General features: G+C 45.0%; 9 protein-coding genes. All 9 read right to left on the reverse strand.

The features are described 5' to 3' along the window. Positions 1 to 345 precede the first annotated feature (345 nt). The 9 genes from LZF95_RS21640 to LZF95_RS21680 all read right to left on the reverse strand — a co-directional run bounded on the left by LZF95_RS21640 (position 346) and on the right by LZF95_RS21680 (position 11,373). Positions 346 to 1,956, reverse strand: a complete 1,611-nt coding sequence (locus tag LZF95_RS21640; protein ID WP_233757328.1) for a hypothetical protein — start codon at positions 1,954 to 1,956, stop codon at positions 346 to 348. After that, entirely contained in the window at positions 1,953 to 4,166 is a 2,214-nt protein-coding gene (locus LZF95_RS21645; protein ID WP_233757330.1) for a hypothetical protein, read from the reverse strand. The genes LZF95_RS21640 and LZF95_RS21645 overlap by 4 nt, the downstream gene beginning before the upstream one ends. After that, on the reverse strand, positions 4,163 to 5,338 hold the full coding sequence (locus tag LZF95_RS21650) for a BatA domain-containing protein (RefSeq protein WP_233757331.1): 1,176 nt from the start codon (positions 5,336 to 5,338) through the stop codon (positions 4,163 to 4,165). Before LZF95_RS21650 ends, LZF95_RS21645 begins: the two co-directional genes overlap by 4 nt. Continuing rightward, positions 5,338 to 6,207, reverse strand: coding sequence for a DUF58 domain-containing protein (locus LZF95_RS21655; RefSeq protein WP_233757333.1), 870 nt, complete (start codon positions 6,205 to 6,207; stop codon positions 5,338 to 5,340). The genes LZF95_RS21650 and LZF95_RS21655 overlap by 1 nt, the downstream gene beginning before the upstream one ends. Beyond that, entirely contained in the window at positions 6,194 to 7,192 is a 999-nt protein-coding gene (locus LZF95_RS21660; protein ID WP_233757334.1) for a MoxR family ATPase, read from the reverse strand. Before LZF95_RS21660 ends, LZF95_RS21655 begins: the two co-directional genes overlap by 14 nt. Positions 7,193 to 7,194: 2 nt before the next feature. Beyond that, positions 7,195 to 7,812, reverse strand: a complete 618-nt coding sequence (locus LZF95_RS21665) for a DUF4159 domain-containing protein (RefSeq protein WP_233757335.1) — start codon at positions 7,810 to 7,812, stop codon at positions 7,195 to 7,197. A 166-nt stretch (positions 7,813 to 7,978) separates the two neighbouring features. Further along, positions 7,979 to 9,295 (reverse strand): TldD/PmbA family protein, encoded by a 1,317-nt coding sequence (locus LZF95_RS21670; protein ID WP_233757336.1) that lies wholly within the window; start codon positions 9,293 to 9,295, stop codon positions 7,979 to 7,981. A gap of 16 nt (positions 9,296 to 9,311) precedes the next feature. Next, complete coding sequence (locus LZF95_RS21675; protein WP_233757337.1) at positions 9,312 to 10,955, reverse strand: TldD/PmbA family protein; 1,644 nt, start codon at positions 10,953 to 10,955, stop codon at positions 9,312 to 9,314. A gap of 232 nt (positions 10,956 to 11,187) precedes the next feature. Further along, positions 11,188 to 11,373 (reverse strand): hypothetical protein, encoded by a 186-nt coding sequence (locus LZF95_RS21680; protein WP_233757338.1) that lies wholly within the window; start codon positions 11,371 to 11,373, stop codon positions 11,188 to 11,190. Positions 11,374 to 11,731 lie beyond the last annotated feature (358 nt).

Genomic DNA, 11,731 nt, shown 5'->3' on the forward strand with positions numbered 1-11,731 from the left:
TCAGCTTCCTTCAGATTCCATCTCGCAATAGACACCCTTGCTTTCGACTATAGGATTCCGATCATTACGGCTCCTTAGGGACTCTCACCCTTTGGCACTGGCACATGCCCGGCACACTGAATAGTTTAGCTCCTTTGGAGCTGGCTTAAAAATAGAGTTAAGGATTTGTAGTTATAGATCGGGTAATTTAGCAAGAAAAGTTTACACCCTTAGTGCAGGTTTAATTGCCTATTCCTTCTCCCTAAAAAGCCCGCAATAAAGTGTCAACCCTTTGAAGCAAACCAATTAGCCGTTTTTTAAGGTCGAACTCAGGTTATCTAAATTTATTAAGAACGCCCAGCGGGTTCAAATTTTAGGCTCAATCCAAATCAGGGTCAGAAGTACCAAAAATATCCCATACCAGAGCCAATCGGCAACCCTTCCTTTATCAGGAATTGAATTAGGTTCAACAAATGGGCGTGATTTTAGAAAATCAGCACGGAACTTCACCGCATGTAAGTCTGGCCATTCTTCGGGTGTGTAGGTATAAAATTCCAGACTGTCCCCTAGCGCAATCCACCCCGAGTCAAGATTTATAAAATTTCCCGTTTTGTAAAATGGATTAACCAGTGACTGCTGAAAGAATATTGAATCAGAGTCAATACCTATGGATTTTTCTTCGAACTGATCTTTGATAACATGTACTTCGCTATGCAGTCCTCTGAATATAGGCTGGTCCATTTCAATAACCACAGGTTCATCAGGAAGCAAAGTAGCCAGCATTTTATCCCAAAGCTCTTTATAGAGAAGACTGTCTCCGGCAAGCATTATCGGAAAAGTGCTCCCTAGCATACTCACCCCTATTTTAGTTTTGCCTGCCTGCTGCACCGCAAAAGCATTGTCAAAGTGAGTCTTTTGGCCCATACCTCTTTCGATCTCAAATGGGCTGGCCTCAATCCCAGGTTCTATCTCCCTCCGCTCTTCATCCGTAGTACGCCTTACTTTGAAATTTGTACCGAAGGCCTTGTTGACCGCCGGAATGTCAGTGGTAGCATCCTCCATATTCATTACCAAAACAGACGCCCCATTCTCTACAGCCTGTTGGGTTGATTTTTTGGAGAGTTGGGCCGGATCAATGATCAGAAATTGCAAGGAATCCGACTTACTGCTTCCCGATTGGACAACTGAGTTTTTTGATATCTCGACCTGCCCACTGACCTTTTCACCGGAACTGGTCAGAAACCGGGACAATATCCTGGTCTCTGCACTTGGAAATGAAACCAGTAATCTATAATGGATCGGCTCAGCTGCTCGGACAAAGAAATTCACATGGCCAAGAGTATTATCCCCAACCTTGAGTTCCAATGAATTTCTTCCCAAAACACTTACCGGGAATTCCAGCGAAAAAGTACCTGCATGCGAATCTGTGTAGGTTTTACTTACCACCTCTCCTTGTTGGGCAAGCAGCACTTCAAGCGAATCACTGCCTTCGATTTTACCCTCAACTACCTGGTTTCCGCCTTCCCGGAGGATACCTTTCCATTCCAAAAATGAAATTGACCCATATTCAAAGTCAGCTATCCATTCAATTTCTTTCCCTCCAAGTTTTAACAGTTCTGATACGGTGAAATCATCTCCCAGTAAGTAAACCGGATTCCCGGTGCCTTGGTATTTATCAATCGGCATGGATTTCCTGATTTGCAAACTATCCTTCCAATAACGTACTTTCTCTTTTGGAGCCTTCGGGGAATAAATGAAAATGGCTTCTTCGTCTTTGTCAGAATACCAAACAGGCTGAAAGATGTAGCTAATCAGCAGTAAGCAAAACAGGGTATTCAATGCAATTTTAACCGCTTTTCTGGAGGAAGTAAGCCCAGCCTTAAGTATCCACACAAGCTGAAGACCCAGAATAGCACAAACCACCACGGTTATGAGCCAAGCCCAATTCCAGGAAATCAAAGGTTCGAGTTGAATCATCGCAGCTTGTTCCAAAATGCTTTTTCCAGTTCTTTTTGTTTTAGAAAAGATGCGTTTGCACCTTCACTTCGGGCAATCAGAGGGTGTAGTTTCTGATACAACTCCTTTCTCCCTTCTTCGTCCAATTTTCCAGAATTCAACTCCTGCAAATGCAGTAACACTGACCAATCCTGTAAACCTGAATAATTCATTCTGGAAGTCCAGAGCTCACCAAATTGTTGTATGGTAGCCTTATCGGTCACCGAGAGATTCTCCTTGGGAAGCATACCCAGGACTTGGGCAGCCAGCGGGGCCAGCCTATTGGCCAAGGCCAGTTGGTCCATTTCAATTTGTTTTTTCACTTCTTCCAAATCCCCCGTCAAGCGTTTTTCCTCCTCCTTGATCGGAGGCGGGTCAAAGCCCGTCCTTTTCACATATACTCTTGATTTCTGCTGCACGGACTTCAGGTACTCCAGTGCTTTTTCCTGATACTGCAACGCCTGATCAGGTTCGAAAAGCCTCAAATGCAGCTCCGATTGCCACATTTGCGCCAAGGCAAGCTTAAGCGTGCTTTTAGTGGATTCCTCAAAATACGTATTGGCTTCAGCATCCTCATGATTATGAAGATAAGAGTCCAATAAACCGCCCAAACCTCCATCATCGTCCGAACTATGGGATTCAGCCGCATGGCTGGATTCATCGTCGTGGTCATGCCCGTGCACATGAACGTGTTCAGGCATAAATACATTTGCTGTGATCCCAGCTTCATGTTCCTCATCATGCCTATGCTCATAGCCCTCCAGCAGATTATCAACATCGCCCTGATCTACACTGCCTCCACCTGCGGATTCTTCAAATTCCTCGCCCAGGTATTGCCCGTATCGTAGGCGAAGCATTTTCTGGTCATGGCCTATTTCGTTTGACATGGAGTTGAATTCCTCCACAGTCATTTTCTTTTGATTCACTAAGAGCTTCTCCGTATCGATGATGATCTGTCGTTGACTTCTGAAATACTCCGGCATCACGTGGATTGCCATCCCTATCAGTGTCTCCTCAGTCATGCCTGCCGAATCCACATAATTGACAAAATAGGTGTCGCTTCTCGAAAGATTAGGTTCCGGAGTTCTATTGTCTATTGCCGCCCAGTAGTAATAAAGCTCATCTCCCGGCTTAAAATCCAAAGCCTTCAGGTCAAGTTTTACCGACAGATCCTCAGATTTGAAATTTTGTCGGGCAATCGGAATTCTGTTTTCGCGAAACTTGACATTTTCTCCTGTTCCCCTCGCCAGTGTGGCCACCAGGAATACCTCCTTAACTTTAAAATCATCGGAGACTTTGGCCCTTACATCCATGCTTTGGGGATCGCTGATAAAGTGAAAGGAATATACTTCCTTCGTCGCAGGCTGAATCACGGGAGCCAAATCCGGCACCGCTTCCAATGTATGGTAATCCGATTCAAAAACAAGCTGACCATTTTGGAATGCCCGGATGGCATAGATCCCCGAACTTTTCACCCTATCCCGCAAAACAAAACGATCCCCTATGTGCGTAAATTCTAAACCATCTCCACTGGAATTGACCAATTCTACAGTGATATCTTTACCTGTAGAAAAAGTAATATCCCATTCTATATCAGAGCTTATGATAGCTTTTACATCAAGTGCTGATTGAGTTACATTTGGCAACCCAGTATAGGCAGGCGGGGTAATAGAAATTGCCATGGAACTCATCTGTACAGGCAGATATTCGGCAGGAATAGCTAGAGTTTCAGTCTCGCTGCTTGTCTGCACACTTGATGGATTTTCAGCAGGTTGGTTCAAAAGTGACAGGCCATAAATCCCAATTGAAAGAAGTAGGCCGACCGCATACCCCCCTGTATTTTGGTACCAAAGCCGGACTCCCCCTCCCTGAAAAGAAGCATTTATGCGCTCCCACTGTAGTTGCTCTGCTACGTTCCTGGACCGTTTATCGAGTAGTTGCAGACTGAATTCCAAATCTGAAAAACGCTCATGAAGCACTTGGATCGCACTGTTCCGCTTATCTCCATACAAACCGATGAAATACCCTGAAACTATGAAACCTACCGTAAAGACTGTCAACAAGGACATCAAGGAAGAATAGAAAATGAGGGAAAATACCCCAACGGCCAACCCTGCGCCCAAGGATTTCAATCCAGCCTGCAGTGTCAGTTGCCGTTCAACTTTGGCGATATAGCGTTCTATTCTGCTCATACCTTTTGCCTATGTGAAAAGTACCGCTCCAGGCCTAAGCAAAGCACTAAGAGGATCAAAAACAGCAAATCAAGGTTTGCCTTCTTCATTTTTTCTCTCTCTGTATCCACCACAAATCTACGCTCAACCTGAGCCCGGCTCATCTGTACATCCTGCTTTTCCAGACCGGAGAAATCAAGGAATTTTTCCAGTATCACTTCCGGCAACATGCCCTTTTGCACCAGCTCCGAATGCTCAAAATCCAAGGTATCTTGGATGAAAACCATATTTGCCTGATCCGAAAAGGAGAAGGAATTCCTTATGAAATAAAGCTTATCAGAAGAGGTTTCCGAAGGGATGTCGGAATCAAAGATCAAAGCCGCCTGCCCAATATCCTCCGTTTCTTGAAACTCCACGCCGTACACATCCCCTATAGCTTCAAGCCCAGCTTTGACATAAACCCTTTCCGAAGGTAATATTTCACCTAGGTAGTAGCGTAAATCCTCATCTTTTAGCTGGATAGATCTCCCCCCCGATTTTTTCCCGACGGATACAGTATCCAGAATGCCCCTATCGTTCCTTTGAAAGGAAACCCCATTGGGAGACGTAAGTAGAGGGTTTGATTGTTCTGCAAGATCAGGGTTCCCCATGAGCAGATCCGGCTTGATTTTACTAAGGTACTTTCCCGTCCCAAGCCTAATCAGGGAATTACCCATGTATAGATTAAGGGAGGAAATATCTTCAGGCAATTTATCAAGTGAAGCTTGAAGTGAAAATTCATTAGCAATTGGTTCTAATCTTTTTAAGTCTTCCATTTTATTCATCTTACCGTCAGCCCAATAGACCTCTTCTCCATTTTCCATCGCCTGCTGTATCTCAAATCTAAACTCCTCCAGGATTTCTTTGCTTGGCTCCACCAAGTGGATGCTACGCCCAGGAGAGACTTTATCCAGCTTGGGGACAAATACCTTGCTCAGCAGTAGAACCAGCAAAAGCAAGATCGCCATGCGCAGCAAAAGCACCAGTATATTATCCAATTGAAAGCCTTTGGACACCGAGCTTTCATGGATAGGTAGCCAGTGCATGGCCGCCCACGACATTTCCCTGCCTTTTTTGCCTCTCCAAAGATGAACCAGGATAGGAATACTGATTCCAAGCATCCCCCAGAGCAATATGGGCTGTAGAATCTGCATCAGTAAAGGGATCTTTCCGTAAGAAATCTATTGATGACTCCTGCGATAGGGTCTGAAAATTGCACCTGAAACAGATGAACCTTTGGTAAAATCAAAGATTTCTTAAATCCTGATAAATAATCATTTATAGAAACATTATAGTTTTTCTCTATCGCTTTTCCATCGAGAATTACGGAACGATTTGACTCCAGATCATGAAACTTGAAATTCCCTTTCAGGTCAAATTTCACTTCTTGATCTCCCAAAATCTGGAACAGCACTATTTCCTTTTTGGGATGCCGCATCTGCTCCACGATATCCAACCATTCGTTTTCCTTTTGCAGAAAATCGGAAACCAGAATTACCAGTTCTTTCTGCCTGCTTTTCAAAACAGGAAAGTCTTTCTTTACAACCGGCATGGTCCCCGCTGCCTTCTCCCCTTCCAAAAAATATAAAATACGCTGGAATGCCTTAGGTGAGGCTGCTACCTTTTGATCTACATTCCCATCCTGACAGGTAAAATAACTCAGGGAATCTCCCTGCTGATGCGCCAGATAGGAAAGAGAAGCAAGGAGGTTTTTAGCGTATTCCAGGCGTATGATTCCATTTTCCCTGTAGTTCATCGATCCGGACAGATCGAGCATCATACGGACGTGCAAATGGCTCTCAGAGGGGGATTCCTTGATCATGTACTTTCCGGAGCGGGAGAAGTACTTCCAGTCAATCCGTTTGGGGTCATCCCCGGGCTCATAATACCTGTACTGCTCAAACTCAGAACCCACTCCCACCCGTTTGCCAAGGTGTACTCCATTCTTAAGCTGCTCGCTGATGATCTTGGCCGCCAGCTTCAGGTTGCTGAGTTTGATGATTTCCAGATTACTTGCTTGCATGGATAGGCAATGCTTCTAGGATTCGGGAGATGACTGTGTCAGGTCGCACATTCTCCGCTTCCGCCCGAAAGTGCAAAGAGAGTCTATGTCTCAATACCGGGAAGGCAAGCGTCCTGATATCTTCGGGAGTGACCGCATAGCGTCCTTTCACCAATGCCCGAGCCTTGGCACAAAGAATCAAAGCCTGGCCTGCACGGGTGCCTGCCCCCCATTCCACATAATCTATAACAGCTTGGATTTCCGAATTGTCAGGACGGGTAGCCCGAATCAATTTATTGATGTAAACGAGCAATTGAGAATCAATGTGAACCTCTCTGGTTAGTTTCTGTAAGCTCAATATATCCATAGCAGAGAAAACAGCCTCGGGCTTGCCTTGGTAAGTCCCGGTAGTTTTTTCCAAGACATCCAGCTCTTCCCGCTCGGATGGATAGCCTAATTTGATATACAAAAGAAAGCGGTCAAGCTGGGCTTCAGGCAGCGGATAGGTTCCCGATTGCTCAATGGGGTTCTGCGTGGCAATAATCAAAAAAGGAGATGGAAGTGGATGGTGCTGCCCACCGTAAGTCACTACTTTCTCCTGCATGGCTTCCAGCAATGCCGCCTGGGTCTTGGGCGGAGTCCGGTTGATTTCATCCGCCAAAACCATATTGGCGAAAATCGGGCCTCTGTTGAACTGAAAAAACTTCTTGCCTGTCTCATGGTCTTCTTCCAGAATCTCCGTCCCCAGGATATCTCCAGGCATCAGATCCGGCGTGAATTGAATCCGCTTGAACCCCATCTCCATCCCCTGAGAAAGAGAATTTACCATCAGCGTCTTTGCCAGCCCCGGCACACCTTCCAACAGGCAATGGCCTCCAGCCAGCAGCGTGATAATAATCTCTTCAATCACAGACTCCTGACCGACTATGACTTTCGCAATCTCTTTCTTGAGCTGGGGAATTTTTGTGACCAACTCTTTGAATGCCGTTAATTCTGTGTTTTCCAATATCATTGTGTTAATGCATAAACCACTATGTTGACACCAAATCTGGTATTGTCAACCTTTAAGAAGCGTTTGTTTCTGAAGTCATAATCCCACTCACAACCATAATCCTTATTACTATAAAGCACTCCTATTCTACCGTTTACGACAATCGCTTTCAAGTAATCATGGATCAGGTCATCCCCCCAGCCATTGAGCTCAAAGGAGGTTGCGGGCGGACCGTCTTCAAACTCGAAGAAGGCCGAATAAATTGGGTGGTTATTGGGTATTTTTTGGAGCGCATCATCTCCAAAGGTCTTGGCCATTTCGGCCTCAAAGGATTTGGCAAAAAGCCCGTCGATGTCATGGTTGCAATCATCGGCAAAGACAAAGCCTCCATTTGCTACATAAGTTTTAAAATTCTGCCTCTCTGCCGAGGAGAACTCCACCAGCTTATGTCCACTGATATAGCAAAAGGGACTCTTGAAAATCTCCTTGTTGCTCAATTCTACTACTCTTTCCTTCTCGTCCACGGGAATGGTGGTGTATTCCACCAGAGAATTGAGCAAGTTGACAGGCATGCGCTGATCAGTGTCCCAATTTCCGGAGTTGTATTTTATTCTGGTGAAGAAGAAGGGATTCATCAAATGAAATCTAATTTAATCTCGGGAACATTATGTCCACAGACGACAGTCCACTGACCACGGCAGTTCAAGAGACAGTAACGAAAGGAGTCCACAGAACTATTGTTCAGCAAAAACTTATGAGTCAGGAAGTCTGCTGTTGACTGTAGTCTGTGGACTGTTGACTTTAAACTGCGTCAGACAAACTGGTAAAGGTGAAATCGCGGATTTTCATAGCCGGAATCAAATCACCTCCCACCCGCTGCTGCTGTCCCAGTGCCTCGATATTATTCAGCATAATGATGGGACTTTCGTTGAAGCGGAAGTTTTTCACCGGGAATTTGATCTGGCCGTTTTCTATATAGAAAGTTCCATCTCTGGTCAAGCCTGTATAGAGTAAGGTTTGGGGATCTACTGCCCTGATGTACCAGAATCTGGTAACCAGAATGCCTCTTTCTGTGTTTTTCACCATGTCGGCTATTGATTGGTCACCCCCGGCGATAATCATCCCGCTGGGTCTTCCGGTAGGTTCCACGCCTTGCTTCTCCGCCCAGTAGCGGGAATAGAACATGTTTTTGACCACACCGTTTTCCACCCATTTCATAGGTTTCTGAGGGAATCCTTCATTATCCCATGGTGAACCCGGAATCTGCGGACTTAATGGATCAGAGTAGATGTGTACACGCTCATCGAATAGCTTTTCGCCGAGTCGGGTTCCTCCACCCTTTTTACTCAAAAAGCTTCTGCCCTCATCCGCACTTCTGGCATCCAGACTTCTGGTCAATAAGCCCATCAGGTTCCCGGCCGCAGTAGGCTCAAGGATCACGGTATATTTACCGGGCTCTATGGCCTGGGCATTCTGCGATGCCTGGGCTTTTTGCATGGCGATGTTTGTGACATCTTTGGAATTCAACAGACTCACGTCGTTGAAATCGCGAATGGCATATCCTGAGCCCGTTCCATCGGCAGTACGCACCGTAATGGAGAAATCCACGGATGTTCTCTTGTTGTAACCAAAAAGGCCTTTGCTATTTCCCTGAGCCACAAATCCCGAAAAATCCTCCAGGTATCCTGCTGCGGTAAGGTCTTTCTCACTGGTTGGCCCAATGCTGTCCGCTGCTATCTGGGCACGCTGGTCAGGGCTGATCTGATCCGTGGAGCTCGCGAATGTCTTACTCTCCAAATACTCCTGTGGACCAAGCATAGGCATGTATTCTGGATTTTCCGGTGCCAGCTGTGCGATTTCCTCTGCTCTGGCAACCGCCTTTTTGAGTGATTCATCATCTAACTCATTGATACTGGATGAACCCGATTTTTTACCGTAAACTGAGGTAACGTTTAATCCTATTTCATTAGTCTCCCCGCTGGTACTTACGGAATTCCTTGCATAACGAATATTCCCGGTTCTGCCACCGAAAATCGTCACCTCGGTCTCATCCGCTTTTGCGTGGGAAAGCACTTTATCTATTATCTGTTTTGCTTCTTCTTTAGTCAAAATGGCCATAATTCTCGTGTTGAGGTTAAATATTTCTTCCCGTATTGATCACATTCACCCCGTCAAAACGGGTGGTCGCACTACCATGTGATACCGCTGATGCCTGCGATGGCTGCCCTTTTCCATCGAAAAAAGAACCGAAGAACCTATAGTCGTCCTTGTCGCAAATCTGGGAACAGGAATTCCAGAACTCCTGGGTATTGGACTGATAAGCCACATCCTCAAGCATACCTACGATTTCGCCATTTTTGATTTCGTAGAACAACTGACCTCCAAACTGGAAGTTGTACCGCTGTTGATCTATGGAATAAGATCCGCGCCCAAGGATATAAATGCCTTTTTCCACATTCTTGATCATTTCCGCAGGACTGAGTTTCTCTGTACCTGGACGCAAAGAAACATTTGGCATACGCTGGAACTGCACGGAACTCCAGTTGTCCGCAAAGCAGCAACCATGAGATTCATTTTCTCCCAAAATCCCCACCTGGTCACGGATAGCCTGATAGTTTACCAAAACCCCGTTTTTGATCAAATCCCACTCTTTTGTCTTGACTCCCTCATCATCATATCCCGTGTTTCCGAGAGTGAGTGGCTGGGTCTTGTCAGCGAAGATATTGACTTTGTCAGAACCGTATTTGAAATCACCTGATTTCCACTTGTCCAAGGTAGCGAAGCTGGTTCCGGCATAATTAGCCTCATAGCCCAGAACCCGATCCAGCTCCAGTGGGTGGCCTACAGATTCGTGGATAGTCAATCCCAAGTGATCAGGATCCAGCACCAAATCATATTTGCCCGGCACCACAGACTTTGCGGAGATTTTCTCCTGGGCCTGTTTGGCAGCTTCGGTGGCATCTTCAACGATGTCATAGGTGTTTTTGTAGCTGTTAAACCCAGCCGGGTTCATGATTTTGTCTTCTGCCAGACCATCCATATACTCATATCCCATCCCCATAGGTGCACTAAGCGCCTGCCTGGTCCGGAATCCTCCGGATTCTTTATTTACCGCAGTAACGGTGAAAGTCGGCCAGATCCTATGGATATCCTGATCGATGTACGAGCCATCCGAGGAAGCAAAATACTTCTGTTCATTGATCATAAACAGCGCGGAATTGACGAAAGCCGCTCCGTTGTCTATTGCGGCATTGTTTGCCTTCAGCAGGAGATCAATTTTGTCCTTTACAGGAATCTCCAAAGCGTTTTTCTTAATTGGAGTACTCCAGGTCACCTCCCCATGGCCTGGCTCTGGGGCAAGCTCTACGGGTTCTTTCTGAAGTTTGGAATTTGCTTTGGCAATAGAAACTGCCGTTTCGGCACATTTCTTAATCCCATCAGGTGAGACATCAGAGGTGGACGAGAAACCCCATGTACCATTGGCTATCACCCGGATCCCTACGCCAAAGGTCTCCCCATTGGAGATATTTTGGACGTTTTTGTCCCGGGTAAACACATTCTGCCTCAGGTATCTTCCTATTCTTACGTCGGTGTAAGTCGCTCCTTTTGCTTTGGCCGCATTCAGTGCTATATCTGCCAGGACTTTTTTGGCTGCGGTATCGATCCCCGGCACAAGCAATTGCTCTGCCGAGACAGGATTCCCCATCATAAAAAGCCCGGAGGTAGCAAGGGCTCCTAGCCCCATTCCGGAAAGGTGGATAAAATCTCTTCTTTTCATGTGATTATAATTGATTTTTTAACGGACACATGGAATCTCGCAGGATTACAACCATCCCGCTGTGTGTAGTTTTTCGTCATGCTTGATTTCAATTTATCTCTTGGTTAAAGTTTAAGGTTTATACTAATGATATTCATTTTGGGTTAAATAGTCCGTTCAAAGTACTGCTATCCTTGGATTAAGCAAAGAAAAAATACAGGCTCGGTGATTTGGAGGGGTATGAATCGCAATTTCAACGGACAAGGAGGGAATAAACCTGATTTTCGGAACCATAATCCGTATATCCCGCAATAAGCAAAAATGAATAAAAGGTGTGTTTTTCATTGTTTTCATTGACCGATTCATAATTGGTTTTTCTTACTGCGATTACCCGCAATGAGTCCAAACGGAAAGTTTGGACATCACCCAAACCCTCCATAGCTAATCCCCTTGATACATATAAAAACAAAATGAATCATATTTTCAATAAAAAACAAAAAAATACTAAAATCACATTTAATTTTAAACCTGATTTTCCAATAAAAACATAAAAAACATCAAGAATAATTGTTTTTTAACCCTATTACAAATTTTCACACAAACCATTCATGTAAATAGCGAAATTAGCCGCCACTTAAAGACGAAATTATAATTCGTTAAAAATCATTTCATTTCTAAGAAATACTGTAAAAACCACCCTCTTGAAATATAGTATTTAAACCCCTTTTTAGTTGTCATTTCTGTAAAATAAACCTGATATGGCTATCATTTTTTCAATAGAATTAGTGACTTATCAA

This window comes from Algoriphagus sp. AGSA1 (genome assembly GCF_021390545.1).
Lineage (GTDB): Bacteria > Bacteroidota > Bacteroidia > Cytophagales > Cyclobacteriaceae > Algoriphagus.

Coding starts and splice junctions, on each gene's coding strand:
- LZF95_RS21675 (WP_233757337.1), bottom strand. CDS start 10,955: ATGAAAAGAAGAGATTTTATCCACCTTTCCGGAATGGGGCTAGGAGCC.
- LZF95_RS21670 (WP_233757336.1), bottom strand. CDS start 9,295: ATGGCCATTTTGACTAAAGAAGAAGCAAAACAGATAATAGATAAAGTG.
- LZF95_RS21665 (WP_233757335.1), bottom strand. CDS start 7,812: ATGAATCCCTTCTTCTTCACCAGAATAAAATACAACTCCGGAAATTGG.
- LZF95_RS21645 (WP_233757330.1), bottom strand. CDS start 4,166: ATGAGCAGAATAGAACGCTATATCGCCAAAGTTGAACGGCAACTGACA.
- LZF95_RS21650 (WP_233757331.1), bottom strand. CDS start 5,338: ATGCAGATTCTACAGCCCATATTGCTCTGGGGGATGCTTGGAATCAGT.
- LZF95_RS21655 (WP_233757333.1), bottom strand. CDS start 6,207: ATGCAAGCAAGTAATCTGGAAATCATCAAACTCAGCAACCTGAAGCTG.
- LZF95_RS21680 (WP_233757338.1), bottom strand. CDS start 11,373: ATGGAGGGTTTGGGTGATGTCCAAACTTTCCGTTTGGACTCATTGCGG.
- LZF95_RS21640 (WP_233757328.1), bottom strand. CDS start 1,956: ATGATTCAACTCGAACCTTTGATTTCCTGGAATTGGGCTTGGCTCATA.